23 protein-coding genes are annotated in these 24,637 nt (G+C 68.3%); 8 read left to right on the top strand and 15 right to left on the bottom strand.

Annotation, left to right across the window (positions count from 1 at the left end; all coding sequences use genetic code 11):
* Positions 1–319: 319 nt before the first annotated feature.
* The 5 genes from ICN82_RS02220 to ICN82_RS02240 all read right to left on the bottom strand — a co-directional run bounded on the left by ICN82_RS02220 (position 320) and on the right by ICN82_RS02240 (position 6,733).
* Positions 320–1,714 (bottom strand): TRAP transporter large permease, encoded by a 1,395-nt coding sequence (locus tag ICN82_RS02220; protein ID WP_193179210.1) that lies wholly within the window; start codon positions 1,712–1,714, stop codon positions 320–322.
* Between the two features lie 7 nt (positions 1,715–1,721).
* Complete coding sequence (locus tag ICN82_RS02225) at positions 1,722–2,405, bottom strand: TRAP transporter small permease (protein ID WP_193179211.1); 684 nt, start codon at positions 2,403–2,405, stop codon at positions 1,722–1,724.
* 70 nt (positions 2,406–2,475) lie between these two features.
* Positions 2,476–3,468, bottom strand: a complete 993-nt coding sequence (locus ICN82_RS02230; RefSeq protein WP_193179212.1) for a TRAP transporter substrate-binding protein — start codon at positions 3,466–3,468, stop codon at positions 2,476–2,478.
* 260 nt (positions 3,469–3,728) lie between these two features.
* Positions 3,729–4,943 (bottom strand): sigma-54-dependent transcriptional regulator, encoded by a 1,215-nt coding sequence (locus ICN82_RS02235; RefSeq protein ID WP_193179213.1) that lies wholly within the window; start codon positions 4,941–4,943, stop codon positions 3,729–3,731.
* Positions 4,940–6,733: a sensor histidine kinase gene (locus ICN82_RS02240; RefSeq protein WP_193179214.1), complete on the bottom strand. Its 1,794-nt coding sequence runs from the start codon at positions 6,731–6,733 to the stop codon at positions 4,940–4,942. Before ICN82_RS02240 ends, ICN82_RS02235 begins: the two co-directional genes overlap by 4 nt.
* A 93-nt stretch (positions 6,734–6,826) precedes the next feature.
* On the opposite strand from ICN82_RS02240, the gene ICN82_RS02245 reads away from it, so the two are divergent.
* Both ICN82_RS02245 and ICN82_RS02250 read left to right on the top strand, forming a co-directional pair.
* Entirely contained in the window at positions 6,827–8,017 is a 1,191-nt protein-coding gene (locus ICN82_RS02245; RefSeq protein ID WP_193179215.1) for a cytochrome P450, read from the top strand.
* A 151-nt stretch (positions 8,018–8,168) separates the two neighbouring features.
* A complete protein-coding gene (locus ICN82_RS02250) occupies positions 8,169–9,650 on the top strand; it encodes a replicative DNA helicase (RefSeq protein ID WP_193179216.1) in 1,482 nt (493 codons plus the stop codon).
* Positions 9,651–9,653: 3 nt separating this feature from the next.
* Here the strand turns inward: ICN82_RS02250 and ICN82_RS02255 are convergent, their stop codons facing one another.
* Positions 9,654–10,274: an acyl-homoserine-lactone synthase gene (locus ICN82_RS02255; protein ID WP_193179217.1), complete on the bottom strand. Its 621-nt coding sequence runs from the start codon at positions 10,272–10,274 to the stop codon at positions 9,654–9,656.
* Between the two features lie 130 nt (positions 10,275–10,404).
* Between ICN82_RS02255 and ICN82_RS02260 the strand changes: the two genes are divergently transcribed.
* Entirely contained in the window at positions 10,405–11,292 is an 888-nt protein-coding gene (locus ICN82_RS02260) for an autoinducer binding domain-containing protein (RefSeq protein ID WP_193179218.1), read from the top strand.
* 3 nt (positions 11,293–11,295) lie between these two features.
* On the opposite strand, the gene htpX is transcribed toward ICN82_RS02260, so the two are convergent.
* Together htpX and ICN82_RS02270 are read right to left on the bottom strand one after the other, a co-directional pair.
* Positions 11,296–12,195 carry a zinc metalloprotease HtpX gene (gene htpX, locus ICN82_RS02265; RefSeq protein ID WP_193179219.1) on the bottom strand — a complete coding sequence of 300 codons (900 nt, stop codon included), beginning with the start codon at positions 12,193–12,195 and terminating at the stop codon, positions 11,296–11,298.
* Between the two features lie 158 nt (positions 12,196–12,353).
* Complete coding sequence (locus ICN82_RS02270) at positions 12,354–12,911, bottom strand: VPLPA-CTERM sorting domain-containing protein (protein ID WP_193179220.1); 558 nt, start codon at positions 12,909–12,911, stop codon at positions 12,354–12,356.
* Between the two features lie 425 nt (positions 12,912–13,336).
* Here ICN82_RS02270 and ICN82_RS02275 point away from each other — a divergent pair, with 425 nt between their 5' ends.
* Positions 13,337–13,897: a type 1 glutamine amidotransferase domain-containing protein gene (locus tag ICN82_RS02275; protein ID WP_193179221.1), complete on the top strand. Its 561-nt coding sequence runs from the start codon at positions 13,337–13,339 to the stop codon at positions 13,895–13,897.
* 60 nt (positions 13,898–13,957) lie between these two features.
* On the opposite strand, the gene ICN82_RS02280 is transcribed toward ICN82_RS02275, so the two are convergent.
* Positions 13,958–14,866: a DMT family transporter gene (locus ICN82_RS02280; RefSeq protein WP_407943739.1), complete on the bottom strand. Its 909-nt coding sequence runs from the start codon at positions 14,864–14,866 to the stop codon at positions 13,958–13,960.
* A gap of 133 nt (positions 14,867–14,999) precedes the next feature.
* Here ICN82_RS02280 and ICN82_RS02285 point away from each other — a divergent pair, with 133 nt between their 5' ends.
* The gene (locus ICN82_RS02285) at positions 15,000–15,758 is read left to right on the top strand and encodes an ion channel (RefSeq protein ID WP_330998949.1); all 759 of its coding nucleotides are present in this window, start codon (positions 15,000–15,002) and stop codon (positions 15,756–15,758) included.
* Positions 15,759–15,780: 22 nt separating this feature from the next.
* On the opposite strand, the gene ICN82_RS02290 is transcribed toward ICN82_RS02285, so the two are convergent.
* Positions 15,781–16,425, bottom strand: a complete 645-nt coding sequence (locus ICN82_RS02290; protein ID WP_193179223.1) for a thiamine phosphate synthase — start codon at positions 16,423–16,425, stop codon at positions 15,781–15,783.
* A gap of 146 nt (positions 16,426–16,571) precedes the next feature.
* On the opposite strand from ICN82_RS02290, the gene ICN82_RS02295 reads away from it, so the two are divergent.
* From ICN82_RS02295 to ICN82_RS02305, 3 genes are all read left to right on the top strand, one after another.
* A complete protein-coding gene (locus ICN82_RS02295; RefSeq protein ID WP_193179336.1) occupies positions 16,572–17,330 on the top strand; it encodes an RNA methyltransferase in 759 nt (252 codons plus the stop codon).
* A 97-nt stretch (positions 17,331–17,427) separates the two neighbouring features.
* Positions 17,428–18,567 carry a heme A synthase gene (ctaA, locus tag ICN82_RS02300; RefSeq protein ID WP_193179224.1) on the top strand — a complete coding sequence of 380 codons (1,140 nt, stop codon included), beginning with the start codon at positions 17,428–17,430 and terminating at the stop codon, positions 18,565–18,567.
* Position 18,568: 1 nt separating this feature from the next.
* On the top strand, positions 18,569–20,041 hold the full coding sequence (locus ICN82_RS02305; protein ID WP_193179225.1) for a carboxypeptidase M32: 1,473 nt from the start codon (positions 18,569–18,571) through the stop codon (positions 20,039–20,041).
* A gap of 40 nt (positions 20,042–20,081) precedes the next feature.
* Here ICN82_RS02305 and ICN82_RS02310 read toward each other — a convergent pair whose 3' ends face one another.
* The 5 genes from ICN82_RS02310 to yajC form a co-directional block, all read right to left on the bottom strand.
* Entirely contained in the window at positions 20,082–20,474 is a 393-nt protein-coding gene (locus ICN82_RS02310; RefSeq protein ID WP_193179226.1) for a ketosteroid isomerase-related protein, read from the bottom strand.
* Between the two features lie 101 nt (positions 20,475–20,575).
* A complete protein-coding gene (locus tag ICN82_RS02315; RefSeq protein ID WP_193179227.1) occupies positions 20,576–21,436 on the bottom strand; it encodes a 5'-nucleotidase, lipoprotein e(P4) family in 861 nt (286 codons plus the stop codon).
* A 197-nt stretch (positions 21,437–21,633) separates the two neighbouring features.
* Positions 21,634–22,611 carry a protein translocase subunit SecF gene (gene secF / locus ICN82_RS02320; RefSeq protein ID WP_193179228.1) on the bottom strand — a complete coding sequence of 326 codons (978 nt, stop codon included), beginning with the start codon at positions 22,609–22,611 and terminating at the stop codon, positions 21,634–21,636.
* Position 22,612: 1 nt separating this feature from the next.
* Positions 22,613–24,277 (bottom strand): protein translocase subunit SecD, encoded by a 1,665-nt coding sequence (secD, locus tag ICN82_RS02325; RefSeq protein ID WP_193179229.1) that lies wholly within the window; start codon positions 24,275–24,277, stop codon positions 22,613–22,615.
* Positions 24,277–24,606 (bottom strand): preprotein translocase subunit YajC, encoded by a 330-nt coding sequence (gene yajC, locus ICN82_RS02330; RefSeq protein WP_193179230.1) that lies wholly within the window; start codon positions 24,604–24,606, stop codon positions 24,277–24,279. The genes secD and yajC overlap by 1 nt, the downstream gene beginning before the upstream one ends.
* Between the last annotated feature and the right edge of the window lie 31 nt (positions 24,607–24,637).

Genomic DNA, 24,637 nt, shown 5'->3' on the forward strand with positions numbered 1-24,637 from the left:
AGGTGCCGCCGGCGGCGCCCTGGCGGGCGGCATCACCGCGGGGGCCCTGGCCGTTGGCGTGGCCGCCGCCGCCGCGATCGGCGTGGCCGTCGCCGTGGCCAGCAACGACAATAACAGCACCAGCTCCGCGTCCAGCAGCCGCTGAGCCATGTCGCCGAACGCAGCGGACCGCCGGAGAATCTCCGGCGGCCCGCCCTGCCCGCATTCGCCCTGCCTTGCGCCTGCCCGTTCCCGGGCGAGGCCGCTCCTTGGCGGAGCGGATGGCGCAGACGGCCTGCCCGTCCTCTCGGACCTGCCGCCTGCGCCTGCCGTGCTTCGCTTACCGGGTGATGATCTCCGGCCCCATCATCGTCGTCGGCAGCCAGGTCGACAGCGCCGGGACATAGGTGACCAGGATCAGGAAGACGAAGAGCACCGCCAGGAAGGGCAGCGCGGCGCGCACCACCGCCATCATCGGCATCCCCGCCACGCCCGAGGTGACGAAGAGGTTCAGCCCGACCGGCGGCGTGATCATGCCGATCTCCATGTTCACCACCATGATGATGCCCAGATGGATCGGGTCGATCCCCAGTTCGATGGCGATCGGGAAGACCAGCGGCGCGACGATCACCAGCAGACCCGAAGGCTCCATGAACTGCCCGCCGACCAGCAGGATGACATTGACCATGATGAGGAAGGTCACCGGCCCCAGCCCCGCGCCCAGCATCGCCTCGGCGATATGCTGCGGCACCTGCTCGTCGGTCAGCACATGCTTGAGGATCAGCGCGTTGGCGATGATGAACATCAGCGTCACGGTCAGCTTGCCCGCATCATAGAGCGTGCGCAGCGTGTCGCGGTGGAAGAAGGCGGTGACCAGCGCATGCGGCCGCTCCAGCAGCGTCAGGTTGCGCCCCGTCTCGCCGCCCGAAAGCGGGCCCATGTCGCGATAGACGAAGCAGGCAACCAGGAAGGCATAGACCGAGGCCGCCGCCGCCGCCTCCGTGGGGGTGAAGATCGCGCCGGTCACGCCGGGAATGCCATAGATCCCCACCATGATGATGACGATCAGCATCAGCCCCCAGAACGCATCGCGGAAGGAGGCGCCGATCTCGTCCCAGCCCAGCCAGTCGCCCTTGGGCAGGTTGCGCAGCCGGGCCATGACATAGATCGTGACCATCAGCATGCCTCCCGCCATCAGCCCCGGGATCACGCCCGCCAGGAACATCCGCCCGACCGAGACATCGGTGGCCGAGGCATAGACGACCATGACGATGGAGGGCGGGATCAGGATGCCCAGCGTGCCCGCGTTGCAGATGACGCCCGCCGCGAAGTCGCGCGAATAGCCCACCTTGCGCATCGCCGCGATGACGATCGAGCCGATGGCGACCACGGTCGCGGGCGAGGACCCCGACAGCGCGGCGAAGATCATGCAGGCGAAGACCCCGGCAATGGCCAGACCGCCGGGCAGATGCCCGACGCAGGCGATGGCAAAGCGGATGATCCGCCGCGCCACCCCGCCGGTGGACATGAAGGAGGAAGCCAGGATGAAGAACGGGATCGCCAGCAGCGTGTAATGCCCGGCCATCGCCTGGTAGAGCGATTGCGAGACCGAGGCCAGCGAGCTTTCCGAATTCACCAGCAGGAACAGGATCGAGCTGAGCCCGAGCGAGACCGCGATCGGCACGCCGATCAGCAGCAGCGCCACGATCACGACGAAGAGAAGAACGATTTCCATCGGCGCGTCAGTCCTTGTGATGGGTGGCGGAAAGGTCGTCGATCTGATCCTCCGCCTCGTGGCTGACGATCAGGCTGTCATTGCGGCCCGCAAGCACGCCGAGGAAGGCCTCGATCACCCGCAGCAGCAGCAGCAGGCAGCCCACGGGCAGGATCAGGTAGGGGATCATCCGCGGCAGTTTCTCGTAGCTTTCGCCCGCGTTGAACACCGGCTCCATCCAGCGCAGCCAGTCCAGCATCGGGATCTGGTCGGTCTCGTACCAGGCTTGGTCGCGGCTGGACGCGAATCCCGTGGGAAACCAGCGCCCCGTCGTGGCATCCAGCCCCGCGAAGGGCGCCCAGTAATCCCACGCCCCCTTCAGCAGGAGGAAGGCATAGGCGATGCAGCACAGCGCCGAGATCACGCCCAGCGCCCTCTTGGCCCGCGGCGGCACGATGTTGACGATCGCATCCACGCCCAGATGCGCGGTGACGCGGAAGGCATGGCTTATGCCGAAGAGGACGAGCCAGGCAAAGAGCACCAGCACCACCTCCAGCCCCCAGATGATGGAATGGTTGAACACGTAGCGCAGCACCACGTTGACGAAGGTCAGCAGCACCATCGCCCCCAGAAGCGCCGCGATCACGACCTCCTCGGCACGGGCGACAGACTGGCCGAACAGGGTCTGCGGTTGATGTCTCTGCCCGCTCATGGGCCTCTCCCCGAAAGGCGCGGACGAAAAAGGGGCCGGACAATGCCCGGCCCCCGTCGTCCGGCGCGAATTACATGCTGTCGTTGATCTTCTGGGCCGCCTCGATGTTCTCGGCGCCGACATCTTCCTCGAACTGGGCCCAGACCGGCTTCATCGCCTCGACCCAGGCGCCGCGCTGCTCGGGGGTCAGTTCGCGGATCACCCCGCCCGCATCCAGGATCGCCTGGCGGTTCTCGGCATCGACCTCGGCGATGGCCGCGTTGCGCTCCTGCGTGACCTCGGTGATGATGGTGCCCAGCTGGCCGCGCACGTCATCGGGCAGGCTGTCCCACCAGTCGGCCGAGGTCACGACCATGTAGTCGAGCACGCCGTGATTGGTCTCGGTGATGCCGTCCTGCACCTCGAAGAATTTCTGGCCGTAGATGTTGGACCAGGTGTTTTCCTGCCCGTCCACGACCCCGGTCTGCAGCGCGCCATAGACCTCGGAGAAGGCCATGGGCTGCGGCGAGGCATCCAGCGCCTGCATCTGCGCCACCAGCACGTCGGAAGGCTGGACGCGGAATTTCAGGCCCGCGGCATCCCCGGGCATTTCCAGCGGCTTGTTGGCCGAGAATTGCTTCAGCCCGTTATGCCAGAAGCCCAGCCCGACCAGACCGCGGCGCTCCATCGAGGACAGCATCTCCTGCCCGGCATCGGAATTCTGGAACGCGTCCACGGCCTCCATGTTCACGAACATGAACGGCAGGTCGAAAATGCGGAATTTCTTGGTGAACTTCTCGAACTTGGACAACGAGGGCGCCGCAAGCTGGACATCGCCCTGCAGCATCGCCTCCAGCACCTGGTCGTCATTGTAGAGCGTGGAGTTGGGATAGACCTCCATGCAGGCCGTGCCATTCATCTCCTCGTTGACGCGGCTCTGCAGCAGCGCGGCGGCAATCCCCTTGGGATGCTTGTCGGTATTGGTGACATGGCTGAACTTGATGACGGTCTCGCCCGGGTCGCAATTGGCAAGCGCCGCAGAGGTGGAAAGGGCCAGAACGGCCACGGTGGTCAGGAATTTCACGAGAAGTCCTCCCTCGGTCTGTGTCACGGCCCCCTGGGGGCGTGTCTTTTTAGGCAATGCCCTGCCCCGCCCGGCAAGCAACCGCCCAGCTGCGCCGCGGCAACTGCGCAACCCTTTGAATTCATGAAGGGTTAATGTGCATATCCGCCATGCGCTGAACGCATGGGATCAGCCCATGTGCGGAAAACCACACGGCGCCCCCGCCCGTTGTGCGGAAATCCGCACAGGCAGACCGGCGCGCGCCGCCCGAATCGACGGCCTCAGCGAAAGGATTCGGGACGCAGCCCGTGACGGGCCAGCTTGTCGTAGAACGTCTTGCGCGGCAGGCGCAGGTCGGCAGCCGCGCGGCTGGCCTGGCCGCCGCTGCGCTGCAGGGCCCGCACCAGCAAGGTCTTTTCCACCTGCGCCATGTGTTCCGCGAGGCTCAGACCCTCCTCGGCGCCGGGATCTTCCAGCCCCAGCACGAATTGCGTGGCCTCGTTCATCAGCGCGCGGGCATTGCCCGGCCAGTCACGGGCCATCAGATCCGCCAGATAGCCGTCGGGAACGGCCGGGACGGGCACGCGCGAACGCTCCGCGATATCGGCGACATAGTACAGGAACAGGTCCGGGATATCCTCCACCCGGTCGCGCAGGGCCGGTATGTCCACCCGGACCGCATCCAGCTGCAGGCGCAGATCGGTGTTGAACCCCGGCACGGCGGCCAGGTCGCGATAGCTTCCCGCGATCACCAGCGCCGGGCTGCCCGCTTCCAGCCGCTCCAGCAATGCGAATTGCGTATCGGCCGGGAGCGACGCGATCTCGTCCAGGAACAGCGTGCCCGTCTCCACCGCCCCGAAGGCCGCGGCCAGATCGGAGGGGCCGAGCCCGTAGGAGACCCGCCTTTCGAAACCCTGTCCCTCGCGCCCGGCCAGCCGGCGGATGACATCCGCCACCTTCGGCGTGTTCGCCCCGTCCGGGCCGGTCACCAGCACCGGCTGCCCGGCCGCGGCCACCGCCCGCAGACGGTCGCGATAGGCCTGCGCGACAAGGCTCTTGCCGGGGATCATCCGCGCGGCATGATCGCCCCGGGTCAGGCGGCGCTTCAGCGCGCGGTTCTCCATGACGAGCCCGCGCATCCGCGCCGCGCGCTCCACCGCGGCCAGCAGGGTCTTGGGGTCGCAGGGCTTCTCAAGGAAATCGAAGGCCCCCTCCTGCATGGCGCGCACCGCCATGGGGATGTCCCCCTCGCCGGTCAGCAGGATCACCGGCAATTCGCCGTCCTGCCCCCGCGCGTAATCCAGCAAATGGAAGCCGTCGCGCCCCGGCATGCGGATATCGGTGACGATGATGCCGGGGAACCCTGCCGAGATCAGATCCTTGGAGGCCACGAAACTGCCCGCCGCATGAACACGGTACCCCGCAAGGTCCAGCGTCTGGGCAAGGGCCTCGCGCAGGATCGGGTCGTCCTCGACCAGAAGTACCTCGGTGGTCATGGCTGTGCCTCATCCGGCGGGACAGGCAGGGTCACGGTGAAGACCGCGCCGCCGCCCGTCCGGTTGCGTCCCTCGATATTGCCGCCGAAACTCTGCACCAGCCCGTAGGAAATGGACAGGCCCAGCCCCATCCCCTCGGCCGGACCCACCGCCTTGGTGGTGTAGAAGGGATCGAAGATCCGGTCGGGATGCGCCAGGCCCGGTCCGCGATCGGCGACGCGGATGCGCACCTCGCCCGCGGCGGGCTCGATCGCGATGCTCAGCGTGCCGCCCCCCGGCTCCATGGCGTCCAGCGCGTTCTGCACCAGATTGGTCAGCACCTGCTGGAGCCGCACCTCCCCGGCCATCACCCGCACCGGCCCCTCCGGCGGCTGCCAGTCCAGATGCATGCCCGTGTCTTGCAGGCGGGACCCTGCCATATCGAGGACGGCTTCGACGACGCGGACCGGATCGACCGGCCGCACCGGGGCGCTCTCCTGCCGGGCGAAGGCCCGCAGGTTGCGGATGATCCGCCCCATGCGCTCGCCAAGTTCCGAGATGCGCCCCAGGTTCTGTGCGACCACATCCGTGCGCCCCCGCTCCAGCAGCAGCCGCGCATTCTCGGAAAAGGACTGGATCGCCATCAGCGGCTGGTTCAGCTCGTGGCTGATCCCCGCCGACATCTCGCCCAGCGCAGAAAGCTTGCGCGCCTGCACCAGACGGTCCTGCGCCGCCTTCAGCCGCGCCTCCGCCTCGCGCCGTTCCGCCACCTCGTGGCGCAGCCTGTCATTGGCCTGGGACAGGTCGCGCGTGCGGTCGCGCACCCGCGCCTCCAGCGCCTCCTTGGCCGCCGCCTCCGCCCGCAGCCGGTTGCGCAGCGCGTCGCGCCGGGCCATCAGCCACAGGCCCAGCGCCCCCGCGGACAGGGCCGCCAGCACGGCCAGCCCGGTCTGGGTCAGCGCGATGCGCCGCGCGGTGGCAAGATCGACCAGAACATCGGCGCGCATCCCGATCTGCGGCAGGTCGCGCCCGACATGCAGCGCCATGCCCGGCAGGTATCGTCCCCCCGGCGGCAGGCGCCACAGGTCATGCCCCGCGACCTTGCGGGCGCTGTAATCGGGAAAGGCACCGCCCCGCGCGCCCATCGTCGCCAGCACCAGTTCGCTGCGATTGGACAGCATCACCCGTCCCTGCGCATCGCGGAAGAACACCGCCACCGGGTCCGCACGCCATTCCGCCTCGATCGCCTCAAGGTCCGCGGCAACGACCAGCACGCCGCTGGGCGCGGCGCTGCGACGCGTGAAGACCGGCGCGGCGAAGGCAAAGCTGCGCCGTCCGCTATCGGGATCCACCCCCGTCACCAGCCCCAGCGCCCCCTGGAAGGCGCGTTCCGCCGCCTCCTGCCACAGCAGCGGCAGGCGCGCGCCCCTGTCCAGGTCGCTCTGCGCCATGCCCTGCCCGTTCGACCGGTAGACCCCGATGCGCAGCGCCCCGGTCTTGTCGGCGATCTCCTGCAGCAGCGTCTCCGCCTCGCGGCGCGTCACCTCCTGCAGCGTGGGATCCAGCACCGCGAAGCCCGGACGCAGCAGCGCCTCCACCTCGGGATGGTCCGCCAGCAGGACCGCCAGTTCGCGATAGCTCTGCAATTGCGCGATCAGGCGCTCGGAGGTCAGCGTCAGGTCGGTTTCGGCCCGCGCCGCCACCAGGCGCAACGTGGCGGGCCAGCCGATATGCCAGGCGGCAAGCCCTGCGGCAGATGCGCCGCAGAGCACCAGGAGCGCAGGCAGGAGGCGGCGGCGGATCGGCGTCATCCGCGCAGCATAGGACCCGCCCCCCGTCCTTCCAAGACCCCGCCTGCGGGGCGCGGTGCTTGGCAAGGCTCCGCGGCCTGCGTATCGAAGCACATGCACAGCTTTCGCCAGTCGCCCGCCGACCCCGCCTTCGTCCAGGATCCCTATCCCGCCTATGAGGCGATGCGCAGGGAAGGCGACATCGTGATGTGGGAGGATTACGGCATGGCGGCCGCCGTCTCCCACGAGGCGGTCCAGGCGATCCTGCGCGGCCGCGACTTCGCCCGGCTTCCCCCGGCGGGCCACGAGGCCCCCACGCCCTGGGACGACCTGCCTGCCTTCCGCCGCCTGGAGGAGGCCTCGATGCTGTCCAACGAGGCCCCGCGCCACCCGGTGCTGCGCCGCTCGGTGGTCACGGCCTTCACCAATGCCCGCGTGCAGGCGATGGCCCCGCAGATCGAGGCGCTGTGCCACGAGCTGATCGATGCCTTCCCCCGGGGACCCTTCGACCTTCTCTCCGCCTATTGCACGCCCATCCCCGTGACGGTGATCGCGCAGATGCTGGGCGAACCGGTCGCGCTGGCGCCGAAGCTGCTGGAGTGGTCCCATGCGATGGTGCGCCTCTACACGCAGGCCCCGCAGGGGGCGGAGCGCGCGGCGGCGGAACGGGCCTCGGCCGAGTTCGCGGCACATCTCACCGCCTCCCTCGCGACGAAGGAGGGCCGGGCCGATGGCGACCTGGCCCAGGCGCTGAAGGCCGAGGCAGAGGCCGGTCGGCTGAGCGCGGACGAGGTGCTGGGCACATGCGTCCTTCTGCTGAATGCCGGGCACGAGGCGACGGTCCATGCGATCGGGAATGCCGTGCGCCTGCTGCTGGCCACCCCCGATCCCGCGGCCCTGGCCTCCGCCGGACAGGTGGCCGCGACCGCCGAGGAGGCGCTTCGCCTCGATCCGCCGCTGCATCTCTTCACCCGCTACACCCAGCGCGACACCGAGGTCGCGGGCCACGCCTTCGCCAAGGGCCGGCAGGTCGCCTGCCTGCTGGGGGCCGCCAATCGCGACCCGGCGGTCTTCGACGCGCCCGCCGCCTTCCGTCCGGGGCGCAATGCCAAGGCCCTGACCTCCTTCGGCGCGGGGGTCCATTTCTGCCTCGGCGCGCCGCTGGCGCGGCTGGAGATGCAGATCGCGCTGAGGGTGCTCTTCGCGCGCCTGCCGGGCCTGCGCCTTGCGGAACCGCCCGCTTTCGCGCCCACCTATCATTTCCACGGCCTGTCCCGCCTCATGGTTACGCAAGGGAAGGCCTGAAACCGCCCACAATCCCTTGTGGACAGAATCCGGCCAGACCCCTAATCTGGACGCGAGCAGTTATACAAGGTTATCCACAGGATATCCGCCTTGCACCCAACAGGGGCAAGGGACTATCCCGCCCGGTACGGGTGACAGTGAGGCAGGAACCATGAACGACATGGGACAGATCGGTGCGCAAAGCGCCGAGGAAGTCAGCGACGCGCTACCGCATTCCATCGAGGCCGAACAGCAGCTTCTGGGCGCGATCCTGACCAATGACCGGGTCTTCGACCGCGTGGCGTCGATCCTGAAATCGGACCATTTCTACGACCCCGTCCACGGGCGGATCTTCGAGATCGCGGCCAGCCGCTTTGCCAAGAACGCGCTGGTCAGCCCGGTGACGCTGGGGGCGTTCCTCGAGGACGATCCGGGGCTGGCGGAACTGGGCGGGCCGGCCTATCTGGCGCGGCTGGCGGGGGCGGCGATCTCCACCTTCGCGGCGGCCGATTACGCGCAGCTGATCCATGACATGTACATGCGCCGCCAGCTGATGCAGCTGGGCCGCGACATCTCGGAACGCGCGCGCCGCGTCGAGGCCGATAGCGAGCCCAAGGATCAGATCGTCCAGGCCGAGCAGGCGCTCTATGCGATGGGCGAACAGGGCCAGGCCTCGAAGGGCTTCACCTCCTTCCTGCGCGCCGTGACCGAGGCGGTGAATGTCGCCAATGCCGCCTATCAGCGCGATGGCGGCCTGGCGGGCATCTCCACCGGGCTCGACGACCTCGATAAGAAGCTGGGCGGGCTGCACCGGTCGGACCTTCTGATCCTCGCCGGGCGTCCGTCCATGGGCAAGACCTCGCTGGCCACCAACATCGCCTTCAACATCGCCAAGGCCTACAAGAAGGGCACCCTGCCCGACGGGACCGAAGGCGCGGTGAATGGCGGCGTCGTGGGCTTCTACTCGCTGGAGATGTCGTCCGAACAGCTGGCCGCGCGGGTCCTGTCCGAAGCCTCCGAGGTGCCGTCGGAACAGATCCGCCGCGGCGACATGACCGAGGCCGAGTTCCGCCGCTTCGTCGAGGCGGCGAAGACGCTGGAATCCTGCCCGCTCTATATCGACGACACGCCCGCCCTGCCGATCTCGCAGCTTGCCGCCCGGGCGCGGCGGCTGAAGCGGACGCATGGGCTGGATGCGCTGATCGTGGACTATCTGCAGCTGGTGCGCCCCGCCTCCGCCAAGGACAGCCGCGTCAACGAAGTCTCCGAGATCACGCAGGGCCTCAAGGCCATCGCCAAAGAGCTGAACATCCCCGTCGTCGCGCTGTCGCAGCTGAGCCGGGCCGTCGAAAGCCGCGAGGACAAGCGTCCGCAGCTTTCGGACCTGCGCGAATCCGGCTCGATCGAGCAGGATGCCGATGTGGTGATGTTCGTTTACCGCGAGGAATACTACAAGGAACGCGAAAAGCCCTCCGACGACAATCTCGAGGCCATGGCCAAGTGGCAGGAGACGATGGAGCGCTGCCATGGCAAGGCCGAGGTGATCCTGGGCAAGCAGCGCCACGGGCCGATCGGCACCGTGGAGCTGAGCTTCGAGGGTCGTTTCACCCGTTTCGGCAACCTGGTCAAAGCCTGGCAGAACGACAGTTTCTGACGGTCAGGCCGCGCGCGCAGCCTGCTGCCGCGCAACCGCCGCCCGCTCTGCCAGGCGGGCGGCCCCTTCTCCAAGCCGCCATTCCGTCTCGGCCGTGCACGCCCACAGGCAGAGCCAGGTCTCGCGCCCGTCGGTCTCGAACCGGTCGAGGCGGTGGTGGTCCCATCCCGCGTGGCGGATGGCCCGGGCGACCCCCGGATAGACGATGCCGAAGACCAATGCCTGCCCGCTTGCTCCGCCATGGCGGCACAGGCCCAGAAGCAGCTCCGCCACTGCGGCCCGGCGCGCGGGCGCGTCCGCCCCCGGCGCCGCGCAGAACCGCGTCACCTCCGACAGCCCGGCAAGACGGTCCGCGTGGCGGTCCCACAGCGCGGGGAAAGCCGCTTCGGTCAGGCTGCCCAGACGCGCCCGGCGCAGCCGCAGCGAGGCCAGCGGCACCCCCGCCTCTTCGGCGATCAGATATTCCGTCCCCGGCGCGTCGAACTGGTCCGTTTCCTGCCCCTCTCCGCTGAGGTCCAGCGGCCAGCCATGGCGGGTGACGAATTGCGCCGCGCGGTCGCCGAAGATGCGGCGGGACAGGGCGGGACGGGCGGAAAAGGCATGATGGTCGAGGATTCTTGTCATGGAATATCTGGCTCCCGTGAATTTGGAACAAATTGAAAACAAATTCAGAAAGCACCGGAATTCCCTGCCAATTCGTTTCCGCGAGCGAAATCTCTTGGCCCGGGCGGGCGGCCCGGTCTATCCTCGGGGCATGATGGCCAACTGGGTCTACACATCCCTCGTGAACTCCATCGGATCGCTTCGCAGCGTCGGCGAGGATGTGCTGGCCGAAGACATCCTGCGGCTGGTCAAGTCAGGCCAGCTGGAACGCCTCCGGGTGCTGCGCCACGAGGATGCCGAAGCCCTGGCGCGGGAGATCGCGGAGATCCGCGACCCCACCGCCATCGCTCCCGTCCTGCAGGCGCTGGCCTGTCGCTTCGGCGCGAGCCACGCCACGGTGCATGTCATCACCGACACGCCCTCGATGCTGATCGATCCGCGGGTCGTGACCAGCTATCCCGAACCCTGGATCACGCGCTATGTCGAACGCGGCTATTCCGCCATCGACCCGGTCCTTGCGCGGGCTCGCAGCAGCATGGCGGGATTCTACTGGGACATGCTGGAACGCGATCACCCGGAGGTGGAGGATTTCTTTGCCGCCGCGTCGCGGCTGGGCGTCGGGGCCTCCGGATACACGCTGCCCTGCCGCATCTGGAAGGATCTGCGGGTGGCCGTCACGCTTTCCTCCACGCTCGACGACACGACGTTCCGCGCGGGACTGGAGCCGGAGCTTTCGGATTTCGAATTCCTGGCCGAGGCGCTGGCCCGGGCCTTCGCGGAGGTCGCCTCGGAGGAATACCGTGCCGACCGGCGGCCGCCCCTGGCGCTGCTGCAGGTGCTGCGGGCCATCTCCCAAGGCATTCCCGCCGAAGAGGCCGCGACCCGGCAGGGGCTGTCCCCCGAAGAGGCGGAGCGCGCCATCTGCGCCTGCTACGGCGCCTCCACGCTGATCCAGGCCGCGATGATCGCGACCCGGTTGCGCCATCTGGAGACCCTTCCCTTCGAACGCGGCGACATCGCAGGCAGCCCGCGCGCCTGAGGCTCAGCCCCAGGGACCGCTGCGCGGCCCGGCCGGGGGCACCGAAGGCCGCCGGGCCGGGCGCCCTGCGGCGCCGCCCCCCATCGCCCGCAGCGCCGCCACGCGGTTCTCGGTCGCCGGATGCGTGGCGAAGAGATTGTCCATCTTCCCGCCGTGCAGCGGGTTGATGATGAACATGTGCGCGGTGGCCGGGTTGCGCTCTGCCGCGGCATTGTTGATGCGCGGTGCGCTGCGCTGAAGCCCTTCCAGCGCCGAGGCCAGCCATTCGGGATTGCCGCAGATTTCCGCGCCGATGCGGTCGGCCTCGTATTCGCGCGACCGCGAGATCGCCATCTGCACCAGCGTCGCCGCAAGCGGTGCCAGGATCATCAGCGCGATGGTGCCGACGATCCCCGCCCTTTCCCGGCTGCCGCCGAAGAACAGCGCGAAATTGGCCAGCATCGAGATCGCCCCGGCGAAGGTGGCCGTCACGGTCATGATCGCGGTATCGCGGTTGCGGATATGCGCCAGTTCATGGGCCACGACCCCCGCGACCTCCTCGCGGCTGAGCCGCGCCAGCAGGCCCGACGTGACCGCCACCGCCGCGTTGTCCGGGCTGCGCCCGGTGGCGAAGGCATTGGGCTGGGCCTCCTCGATCAGGTAGACTGCCGGGCTGGGCAGCCCGCCCTGCCGGGCCAGGCCCGCGACCATCTCGTTGAGCCCGTAGCGGTCGCCCGGCGCCAGGAAATGCGCATTGTGCATGCGCAGCACCATCTTGTCGGAATTCCACCAGCTGAAAACATTCATGCCCCCCGCCACGACCAGCGCCACCAGCGCGCCGCCCCCGCCGCCCAGGAGATAGCCGATCCCCATGAACAGCGCCGTCATCGCGGCCATCAGCAGCGCGGTCTTCACATAGCCCATCGGTTCCTCCGGTTCTGCGGCCTTCCGGATATGGGCAGATCATCGGCGGGCGGCAAGCCCGCCGATGCAGGAGACGATGCAGGACCGGGACCCCTGCGACGGGACCCCGGCAATGGCCGGCGGCAAGCCTGCCGCCGCGGCGCCCGCGGGCGCCGTCATCAGCCGGCGCGGCGCCGCCTGCGCAGGCCCGCCAGCGCGCCGATCCCCCCGACAAGCAGCATCGCCGAAGCCGGAAGCGGCACCGGCGGCGGATCGGACACGATGGTCTTCTGCACGTCGACACGGGCCCGCCAGACCGCGCCCAGCACCGGATCATAGACCGTGGTGCCGGCCAGGACCGAACCCGCCAGTTTCAGGTCGGCCTTGTCGTCATCGGGATCGATCCCGACAGTGCCGGTCGTATAGGTCAGCGTGCCGATCAGGTCCCCATCCGCCAGCGCCGTATCCAGCGTGTATCCGATCGCCAGCGAGGTCTGACCGGCGATCACCAAGTCGAAGATCGTCGTCTTGGTAATGGCGCTGGAAAAGGCGAAGCTGAGCGATGTGATCTCGGTCCCGTCCTGGGCAAGGGCGGTGAAGGCATGCAAGCCCACCGAGCCGCCGCTGGTATCGACCGTGTCGGTATAGAGGATATCGATCGTGTAGGTGCCGAAATCCGCCAGGTTGCACACATCCGAGATCCCGATGACGCCGTCACAGTCGGAACTGACGAACATCACCGATGCCTGCGTTGCCGAACCGGAGCCGATCAGGGTGCCAATAACGGCAAGACTCCGGAGTACTCCTCCGATTTTCATTACAAAATTCCTTCTAAAACGTCTGGGATCGCTCCCGGTACAGGGGCATAATCCCCCTGACCCGGGACAATACATTGTCACATTCTGTTTTGACAGTTTATTCGTAAACCAAGCGAAAACTTTTTATTTCTGTCGCCGGGAACTCATATTCGAATGCTGGTTAATGACGCCTGAAGGGAAACGGCCTGCCCGGGCGGCCGCCGCACTGCCGCCGGAGCGCGCCGGGCCGCTCCGCATTTCTTGAGCGCTGCGAGAGGCAGCCGACAGGAACCGCGCCGCAGGCCGCGTGTTGGCAGGGCATGACCCCGCGGGCAGACCCCGCATCACCGGAAAGGAGACACGACATGACTGATATCACGTCTGCGACCATCGCCATTCTCGCCACTGACGGCTTCGAGAAATCGGAACTTTTCGAACCGCGCCGCCAGCTGGGCGAGGCCGGGGCGAATGTCGTCATCGTTTCGCCCGGCAAGTCCGAGATCCGCAGCTGGGACAAGGATGACTGGGGCGAAAGCATCGCCGTCGACCGTCAGCTTGCGGATGTCTCGCCCGAGGATTTCGACGCGCTGGTGCTGCCCGGCGGGCAGATCAACCCCGATGTGCTGCGCGCGGACAAAGATGCCGTCAGCTTCGTGAAGGCGTTCTTCGACACCGGCAAAACGCTGGCCGCGATCTGCCATGCCCCGTGGCTCCTGGTAGAGGCGGATGTCATCCGCGACCGCGAAGTGACCTCCTTCCATTCGATCCGCAGGGATGTCGAGAATGCGGGCGGCCTCTGGCGGGACGAACCCGTGGTCTGCGACCGCGCGGTCGTGACCTCGCGCAACCCCGGCGATCTGGACGCGTTCTGCGCAAAGATCATCGAGGAAATCCGCGAGGGGCGGCACAAGCGCAAGGCGGCCTGACCCTGGAACCGGCGGCGACCGCGCCCGGGGGCCGGGCCGCCGCAGCCGGAAGGCACGCCGTCAGGCCCGGCGGCCCCGCCAGAGGATGAACAGGCCCGACAGCACGATCAGCCCGGCGCCCGCGATCATCGCGGCGTCGGGCCTTTCGCCGAAGATCACGATGCCCAGGGCGATGCCGAAGATCAGCCGCGTGTAGCGGAACGGCGTGACGGCCGAGACATCGCCGGTGCGCATCGCCACCATGAGGCAGCCATAGGCCAGCGTTCCGGCCGCCACGGCCCCGGCCAGCGACAGCGCGGCGCCGGATCCCGGACGGACCGGCGCCGTGCCGTCGATGACGGCCAGCGCGGCGCCTGCGACGATCACCGCCAGGAACCCGTAGAATCCCAGAACCGCCGGACCCAGCGACGGCGGCGCGACGCGGCTGGCCAGATCGCGCCCGGCAAAGCCCAGCGTGCCGATCACGGCCAGCAGCGACAGCGCCGAGAACCCCTCCGTTCCCGGGCGCAGGATCAGGAGCACCCCCGCCAGCCCGATCAAGATCGCGCTCCAGCGGCGCCAGCCGACCCGCTCGCCCAGAACCAGCGCCGCCGCCCCGACGACCAGCAGCGGCGTCGCCTGCAGGATCACCGTTGCCGAGGAAAGCGGCGTCAGCGCCAGGGCCAGCATGTAGAACAGCCGCCCCGTCACCTCGAAGACCGCGCGCAGCCGCATCGCGCGCGACCCGGCCGCGGCCGAAAGCAGCGCCTCGCCGCGCAGCCGGGCCGCCATCGCGAAGACCGCCGCCCCGCCCAGCCCGAACAGCATCAGCACCTGCCAGGGCGGCAGGGCCGCCGCGGCCCCCTTGATCAGCGCGTCTTCCAGGGCGAAGGCCGCCATCGCCGCGATCATCCAGAGGCTGCCCGCCAGATTGCCTTCCGGTCCTGCCGCCGCCCCGCCGGTCCCGCCACCTGCCTGCATGTCATCCATTCCCTCAGCCACCGGCAGCGCAATGCGCCTCCGGCGCCCCGGCGTCAACGGGCGGACGGCGGATCGCCCCGGGGGTTGGCCATGCGCGAAGGTCCCGCTAGGTCTTGAACGGAACCGGCAAGAGGGGGCGACCGTGGCGGGGCTGCGCGAATTGTATCACGGGGACAGCCGCGAGGCGCACAGGTTCCGCTACGGGCTCGTAGCCTTCGACCTGGCGACGATCCTGTTCATCGTCGTCACCTCCTTCCTGCCGCGCGCGCAATGGATCGAGATCACGGACCTGGTCTTGGGCCTCTTCATCATCAGCGATTTCCTGATCCGCGTCTGGCTGGAGGCCGATCGCTGGCGCTTCTTCACCCGGCCCTCGACCTGGGCGGACATGGCGGCGATCTTTTCGTTCCTCGCCCCGATCACCGGCGAGGGGCTGGGATTCCTGCGCGCCATGCGCACGCTGCGGCTGCTGCATTCCTACCAGCTGCTGGCACGGCTGCGCCAGGATTCCCCCTATTTCCGCCGCCAGGAGGAGGTGATCCTGGCCACGGTCAACCTGCTGGTCTTCCTCTTCATCGTGACGGGGATGATCTATGCCAGCCAGCAGGCGATCAATCCGCAGATCAACAACTATGCGGATGCGCTGTATTTCACCGTCACGACGCTGACCACCACCGGGTTCGGCGACATCACGCTGCAGGGCACGACGGGGCGGATGCTGGCCGTGGCGGTGATGATCTTCGGGGTGACGCTGTTCCTGCGGCTGGCGCAGGTGATGTTCCGCCCCACCAAGGTGCGGGTGGAATGCCGCCGCTGCGGGCTGGAACTGCACGATGCCGATGCCGTGCATTGCAAGCATTGCGGCGCGCATATCCATATCGATACCGAGGGCCTGACCTGACGGCCCCCGGCGGCGGCGCGTCTCAGCCCAGGATCGCGTCGATCTGCCGGATCAGCGCGACGGGATCCCCAGCCGCCCACAGATCCTCTCCGAGGCCCAGGAAATCGGCGATCGGCGCCAGCTCGCGCAGCTTGGCCAGCGGGTCGTCGCCCCGCCCGATCAGCGCGCCCTCGGCCACCACGGGCAGCTCGATCATGTCCGACCACCAGGAGAACAGCTCCAGCTCGGCCACCTCCCCGCCCAGCCCGTCATCGGCGACGGGACCGAAGCTGACGTAATCCGCCCCGGCCTCGCCCGCGGTCATCCCGTCATGGCGCGAGGTGCCGCAGAACGTGCCGACGATGGCCTCCTCGCCCAGGGTCTCGCGCGCCTTGCGGACATTGCGCGTGCCTTCCAGATGGACCCCGTCCAGCCCCAGCCGCTCGGCCAGCGCCAGGTGCTTCTCCACCACGAAGGGCACGTCGCGCTCATGCGCGATCAGCCGCACCGCATCGGCGGCGCGTGCCACCGCATCCGCGTCCTGGCTGCCCAGCCGCAGCCGCAGGCACGAGATCTCGACCGCGTCCAGCACCGCGGCCAGCCGGTCGGGGAAGGTCTCCAGATCGATCCCCGGCGGGGTGATCAGGTAAAGCTGCGTGCGGTCCTTGGGCTCTGCGGCGTCTGACATCGGGCATTTCCGTTTCTGGGGCTGAGCCGACCTCCTAGTGGCGCGGCCCTGCCATGGCAAGCCCCCCCCGCCTCGCCCCCCGCCCCGCCCGCCTCGGCCCCGCCTCGGCCATTGCCCCGCGCGCGGCGCTGCGCTATGCGCGCGCCATGAGCCAGACCGCCGCAATCCCGCCCGAACTCGCCCCCGTCTTCGTCCTCGTCCGCCCGCAGATGGGCGAGAATATCGGGGGCGCCGCCCGGGCGATGTGGAATTTCGGCCTCGACCGGATGCGCGTCGTCGCCCCCCGCGACGGCTGGCCCAACCCCAAGGCGGTGGCCATGGCCTCGGGCGCGGGACGGCTGCTGGACGAGGCCGTGCACGCGCAGGACACGCCCGCCGCTCTGGAGGATTGCGCCTATGTCTTCGCCACCACCGCGCGGGCCCGCGGCCTGACCAAGCCCGTCTTCACCCCCGAGGCGGCGATGGCCCATGCCGCGAGCCTGGCCCGCCAGGGCCAGCGTACGGCCGTCCTCTTCGGGCCGGAACGCGCCGGGCTGGAAAACGACGACATCGCGCGGGCCAATGCGATCATCAACGTGCCGGTGAACCCCGATTTCGCCTCGCTCAACCTGGCGCAATGCGTGCTGCTGACCGCCTATGAATGGCGCCGCCAGGTCCATGAGGTCGCGCCCGCGCGGCTGGAGCTGGCCGGGGCCGACATGGCCAGCGCCACCGAGATCGAGAAGCTGGCCGAACATTACGACCGCCGCATGGAAGAGGCCGGGTTCTTCTATCCGCCGGAAAAGGCCGAGGGCATGAAGATCGTGCTGCGCAACCTGTGGTCGCGGATGCCGCTGACCCGCTCGGACGTGCAGATCTTCCACGGGATGCTGCGCCAGATGGTGCGCTGGAAGGAGCGCGGCTAGTCCCGGCCCGTCCGAAACGTCCCGCCCCGCGGGCGCGGCGCTTGCCCGCCCCGGTCGCGTGTCCTAGGAAACCCGCGACCATGTGAGGGAGCACCCCATGAGCAAGCGAAGCATATTCGAAGAGGTCGGCGCCGAGGGCCCGGCCGCGAAGGCCACGCCCACCCCCGGACTGATCGATCGCGGCCAGGACCGGGGCCGCGGCGCGGTGCGGATCTGGCTGCTGATCCTCGGCCTTCTGGTCGTGGCGATGATCACCGTCGGCGGACTGACCCGGCTGACCGATAGCGGCCTGTCGATCACCGAGTGGAAACCCGTGACCGGCGCGCTGCCGCCGATGAGCGCCGAAGGCTGGGACAGCGAGTTCGCCAAGTACCAGGCAAGCCCGCAATACGAACACATGAATGCCGGCATGACGCTGGGCGAATTCAAGTCGATCTACTGGTGGGAATGGGGCCACCGGCAGCTGGGCCGCGTCATGGGGCTGGTCTGGGCGGCGGGCTTCGTCTTTTTCCTGGCCACGAAACGCATGCCCCCGGGCATCGCCAGACGCGCCGCGATCCTGGGCGTCCTGGGCGGGCTGCAGGGCGCGATCGGCTGGTGGATGGTCTCCTCGGGGCTGGTCGGCACCATGGTCTCGGTCGCCAGCTACCGGCTGGCGGTGCATCTGGGGATCGCCTTCGCCATCCTGGGGCTGATCGCCTGGACGATGCTGCTGCTGTCGCGCCCGGCCCATGCGCTGATGCAGGCCCGCCGCGGCAAGGAGCCCAAGCTGTTCTCCATGGCCACCGGGCTGATGCATTTCGCCATGCTGCAGATCCTGCTGGGCGCGCTGGTGGCGGGGATCGATGCGGGCCGCACCTTCACCGACTGGCCGCTGATGGCGGGGGGGATCTTCCCGCTGGACATGTGGGGGCTCGACCCGTTCTGGACCAATTTCTTCGAGAACCCGGGCACGGTGCAGTTCTTCCACCGCGTCTCGGGCTATCTTCTGGTGATCTTCGGGCTGGTGGTCTGGCGGCGCTCGCGCCGCTCGGGCAATGGCGCGACCCGCGCGGCCTTCTCCATCGCCGCGGGGCTGCTGCTGTGGCAGATGGTGCTGGGCATCATGACGGTGCTGCATGCCGCGCCGCTGCCGCTGGCCATCGCCCACCAGTTCACCGCGATCCTGCTGTGGATCGCCATCATCCGGGCGCGGTTCCTCGCCCAGTATCCCGTGGCACAGTCGGTGAGAGGCTGAGATGAGCGCATATGACGAGCTGATGGCCTTCACCCGCGAGACCGAGGCGCTGGCCTCCGTCGCGGGTCGCACCGGCTGGGACCAGGAAACGATGATGCCCGCAGGCGCGGCCGAAATGCGCGGCGAGGAGATGGCGGCGCTGGAATCGGTGCTGCATGCCCGCCGCGGCGATCCCCGCATCGGCGGCTGGCTGGACGCGGCCGAGGCCCCCGACGAGGTGGGCGCGGCGCAGCTGCGGCTGATCCGACGCAGCCACGCGCGCGCCACCAAGGTGCCCGCGCGGCTGGCGGTGGAACTGGCGCGCGTCACCTCCGTGGCCCAGGGCGAATGGGCGGCGGCACGGCGCGGCGAGGACTGGGCGGGGTTCGCCCCGCGCCTGGCGCAGATCGTCGCGCTGAAACAGGAGGAAGGCGCGGCGCTGGCCGCGGGCGGCGATGCCTATGACGCGCTGCTGCAGGATTACGAACCCGGCACCACCGCGGCCGAGATCGCGACGCTTTTCGACGCGCTGCGCCCGCCGCTCGTCGATCTGCGCGCCCGCATCCTGGACAGCGCCGCGACCGCCCCGAAGCTGTCGGGCGAGTTCGACGAGGCGGCGCAGATGGCGCTGTCGGAGAAGCTGGCGGCGGCCTTCGGCTATGACTTCACCCGCGGGCGCATCGACAAGGCGGTGCATCCCTTCTCCTCGGGCTCGGGGACGGATGTGCGCATCACCACCCGCACCGATCCGGCCGATCCGTTCAACTGCTTCTACTCGACCATCCACGAGGTCGGCCACGCCACCTATGAGCAGAAGGTCGATCCCGCCTATCTTCTGACGCCGCTGGGCGCGGGCGCCTCGATGGGCGTGCATGAAAGCCAGAGCCGCATCTACGAGAACCAGCTCGGCCGCTCGCGCGCCTTCACCACCTGGCTGTTCCACCGGATGCAGGAAAGCTTCGGCGACCTGCGCATCGGCGGGCCCGAGGAGTTCTTCGCCGCCGTCAACCGGGTGCATTCGGGGTTCATCCGCACCGAGGCCGACGAGGTGCATTACAACCTGCATGTCATGCTGCGCTTCGACCTGGAACGCGCCCTGATCGCCGGGGATCTGGCCGTGGCCGACCTGCCCGGCGCCTGGAATGACCGTTTCGCCGCCGATTTCGGCGTCGCGGTCGACAAGCCGTCGAATGGCGTGCTGCAGGACGTGCACTGGTCGGTCGGGCTATTCGGCTATTTCCCGACCTATGCGCTTGGCAATGTCTATGCAGGCTGCCTGCATCAGGCGCTGCGCCGCGACATCCCCGACCTGGATGCGCAGATGGAGGAAGGCGACCTGTCGGCGGCGCTGGACTGGCTGGCGCGCAACCTGCAGCGCCATGGCAGCCGTTTCGAGCCGCGCGACACCATCGCCCGCGCCTGCGGCACGGAGCCCGGGGCGGAACCGCTCCTGGCCTATCTCGAAGAGAAATTCGCCGCGATCTACGCGCTGTGACAGCGGCGCGGGAGGGTCCGCCCCTCCCGCGCCCGCAGGCTCAGGACACCTGGGCGATCCAGTCTTCCAGATTGTAATAGGTCGTCACCCGCGCGATCCTGCCGTCCTTCAGCGCGAAGAACGACCCTGCGGGCAGGCGATAGGTCTGGCCATGCGCGGGCGGCAGCCCCTCGTCATCGGCCTTGTAGGTGCCGTTGACGGTGAATTCCGCCGCCGCGCGATCGCCCTCGGCGAAGATCACCAGATCGGTGAGGTTTTCCGAATAGCAGCGCTCCATATGGGCGCAGAACTCGGCAAACGCCGCCTTGCCGCGGCGGATGCCGCCCTGGTTGACGTGATGTTCCACATCCTCGGCCAGCAGTTCCAGCATGGCGGCGGCATCGCCTGCGTTGAAAGCCTCGAAATAGGCGGTGATGACGGTCCTGGTATCCATGGGTCCTCCGGGGTTTTCCGACCCTTAGGGGCCCGCCGCCGCCACCGCAACACAGTCCTTCGGCGGCCCCTCCGCAGTGCCGGAGAGGCCGCCCGGCACCGTTACTCGGCCGGGGTCCAGGCCTCCATCGCGTCGATCTTCATCTGGCGGCGCTCATCAGGCGACAGCGACCAGTCGCCGCCGAAAGTCGCCGATTCCCAGGACCCGTATTCGGGGTTCGGGAAGATGATCCAGTCCTTGCCGAAATGCTCCGCCGCTTCCTCCAGCGCGGCATCGCGTTCCTCCAGGCTGCCATCCGCGGCATCCGAGAAATCGCCGAAATTGTCGCCCATCAGCAGCGCGACGCGGTAATTCTCGGCCACGAAGGCGATGCGGTTCTCCTTGGCAGAGCCCCATTCCTCCTTGTCGCCGCGCAGCAGGACCGTGTCGACATTGCCGCCCATCGGGAATCCCAGCGCCTCGAGATTTCCGATCGTGCCCTCCTTCTCCACGTTCTTGCGGTTGGAGACGTAGAAGATCTTCACCCCCTGGCTGTCGGCATAGTTCAGGAAATCCAGCGCGCCGGGCAGCGCGCCCGAGGTCTGGCTGTTGACGTAATCGGTCCATTCCGACGAGCTGTAGGAGGTGCCGCGCTTGACCAGCGAGGCCTGGTAATTGCCGTTATCCATCAGCGTCTCGTCGAGATCGGCGACGATCGCGACCGGCAGGTCGGCATAGCCCTCGCCCTGCTTGTCGGGGACGGCGGTCCATTCGCTGTCGGCCAGCGCGGCATCCAGCTGCGTCTGCGCCAGCTTGAACAGCTGCATCACCGTGGCCTTGTACTCGACCGAGGTCTCCATCCAGACGGTGGCGTTCATCAGGTCGTTCTGCGGGACGGCCTCCTGCGCCTGGGCCGCGAGAGGCAGGGCAAGGAAGGCGGCAAGGGCCGCGGCGGAGACGGAGCGGCGATAGCACGGGGACATGGCGAAATCCTTTGATCAGACGCGGCCCTCGGATGTCTGCGCCGGGGCCCGGACCGAGCCTGCCCCCAGTGTCATAAATCTGTCAAATCCGAATTGCCGGTCCTCCCCCGCCGCGCCGTCCGGTCGCGCCCGGCGCATGAAAAAGGGGCCGCCCCGAAGGACGGCCCCCTTGCGCAGCCGACGGGGCTGCGCGGATCTCAGGCGTCGATATTGGCGAATTGCGTGCCGCCCTTGCCGTCGTTCTTCCTGGACCAGTCGCGCTTCACGCCGAGGCGCAACAGGATCGCCGAGGCCACGTAGATCGAGGAATAGGTGCCCACCACGATCCCCCAGATCATCGCGAAGACGAAGCCGCGGATCACGTCCCCCCCCAGCGCGAAAAGCGCGAAAAGCGCGATCAGCGTGGTGAAGGAGGTCATCGTCGTGCGGCTGAGCGTCTCGTTGATGGAGAGGTTCAGAACCTCCTTCAGCGGCCGCTTCTTGTAGCGCTGCAGGTTCTCGCGCACCCGGTCGAACACCACCACCGTGTCGTTCAGCGAATAGCCCACGATGGTCAGCAGCGCCGCGATGATCGCCAGGTCGAACTTGATCTGCAGAAGCGCGAAGATGCCGATGGTCAGCGTCACGTCATGGACGAGGCTCAGCACAGCACCTGCCGCGAACTGCCATTCGAAGCGCAGCCAGATATAGACCAGCACCGCCGCGATGGCGAGCGTCACGGCGATCACCGCTTCGGTGACAAGCTCGCCCGAGACCTTGGGACCGACGCTTTCCACCTGCGGGAAGGTGATCGTGGGATCGACCGATTGCAGCGCCGCCTCGACATCGGCGATGACCTGCTGGGCGACGGAGGCGTCGCCATCGCCCTGCGCCTCAATGCGGATCTGCGCGACATGCTGATCCTCGTCGAAGGTCGGATCGAAGACCTCGCTGATCGCCACGTCGCCCAGCCCCAGCGGCGCCATCGCGTCGCGATAGGCCCCGACATCGACGGGCTGCGCGCTTTCGGTGCGGATCGTGGTGCCGCCGCGGAAGTCGATGCCGAAATTCAGCCCCATGGCGAAGAACAGCACGACCGAAGCGACCATCGCCAGGCCCGAGGCCGCGAAGAAGACCTTCGTCAGGCGGAAGAAGTCCCAATCGGTGGTTTCGGGAACAAGTCTCAGCCGCTTCATGTCAGACCTCCAGCGTCTTCGGACGGGCCCGGGAGAACCAGGCCACCACGATCAGCCGCGTCACGTAGATCGCCGCGAAGACCGAGGTGATGATGCCGATGCCCAGGGTGATGGCAAAGCCCTTCACCGGGCCGGAGCCCATGAAATACAGGATGCCCGCGGTGATCAGCGTGGTGATGTTGGCATCGGCGATGGCGCTGAAGGCCTTCTCGTAGCCCAGCTCGATCGCCCGCGCCGGACCCCGCGCGGTCTTCAGCTCTTCCTTGATCCGCTCGAAGATCAGGACGTTGGCATCGACCGCCATGCCGATGGTCAGCACGATCCCCGCGATCCCCGGCAGGGTCAGCGTGGCGCCGATCAGCGACAGCGCCCCGAAGATCAGCCCGATATTGATGATCAGCGCGATATTGGCGAAAAGCCCGAACAGCCCGTAGGCCGCGAACATGAAGATCAGCACCGCGACGAAGGCCACGGCGCAGGCCAGCGCGCCCGCCCGGATCGAATCCGCGCCCAGTTCCGGGCCGATCGTGCGTTCCTCGAGGAAGGTCATCTCGGCCGGCAGGGCGCCTGCGCGCAAGAGCACGGCAAGCTGGGTGGACTCCTCGACATCGAAATTGCCGGTGATGATGCCCGAACCGCCGGCGATATGGCTCTGGATCACCGGGGCCGAGACGACCTCGCCATCCAGAACGATGGCGAAGGGTTCGCCGATATGCCCGGCAGTGAAATCGCCGAAGCGCCGCGCGCCGCCGGGATTGAACCGGAAACTGACCGCCGGGCGGCCGTTCTGGTCGAAGGAGGGCTGCGCATCGGTCAGATCCTCGCCCGAAACGACAGCGGTCGTCTCGATGGCGTAGAAGGTGCCGGGCTCGTTCATCGCCGGGACCAGTTCCTGGCCGGGATCGACCGGCTGGTTCTCGCTGGCGGTGCGCCCCGCGACCTCGTTGAAGGTCAGCCGCGCGGTGGTGCCGATCAGGTTCTTCAGTTCCTGCGCCGATCCGATGCCCGGCACCTGGATCAGGATGCGGTCCTCGCCCTGGCGCTGGATCGTGGGTTCGCGCGTCCCCGCCTCGTCGACGCGGCGGCGGATGATCTCCAGCGACTGGCGCATGGTGCGGTCGTCGGTGGCGGCGCGCTCTGCCTCGCTGAGGCGCACGACCACCTCGGCCCCCTCGGCGCTGGCCTCGAAGTCGCGCGCCCCCACCCCGGTCAGCGACACGATGGGCGAGGACAGGTCGGCCACGGCCCGGACGGCCGCCTGGATGTTGTCGGGATTGCCCACCCGGATGCGCAGCTCGTCGGGCGCGCTGTCCTGGCGGCGGATGGTGCCGATGGTGCCGCGTTCGGCGCGCAGCGCGTCGCGGATCTCGGGCCACAGGTTGTCCATGCGGTCGGCATAGACATCCTGCGTATGCACCTCGGCCAGAAGATGCGCCCCGCCCCTGAGGTCGAGGCCCAGATTCACCAGCCCCGAAGGCAGGAAGGACGGCCACCCATCCGCGGCCGCCTGCAGTTCGGGGGTTGTCGTCCCGGTCCGTTCGACGGCCTGGAGCGCATCGTTATGGCTCTCCACGCGGGAGTAGAACAGGTTCGGGGCTGCAAATAGCAGCCCCGCCACGCACAGGCCCGTGACGAGGACCCGTTTCCAGACCGGAACGTCCAGCATCAGGAGGCTGCCGGCTCGGTCTTGGACACCACCTGGGCGATGGTGGACTTGACCACGCGGACGCGGACCTCGGGGGCGATCTCCACCTCGACCTCGCCGTCTTCCTTGACCTTGGTGACCTTGCCGATCACGCCGCCCTGGGTGACGACCTGGTCGCCGCGGCGCACCGCCTCGATCATCGCCTTGTGCTCCTTGACCTTCTTCTGCTGGGGACGGATCAGCAGGAAATACATGATGGCGAAGATCAGGATCAGCGGCACGAAGCCCTGGATGGCGGCCATCGGCCCGCCGGCTCCGGCGGCTTGGGCAAAGGCAGGTGTCGCGAACATTCTTGGGGTCCCTCCTCGGGCAGGTTCAAGG

Source organism: Mangrovicoccus algicola (assembly GCF_014903745.1).
Classification (GTDB): domain Bacteria; phylum Pseudomonadota; class Alphaproteobacteria; order Rhodobacterales; family Rhodobacteraceae; genus Mangrovicoccus; species Mangrovicoccus algicola.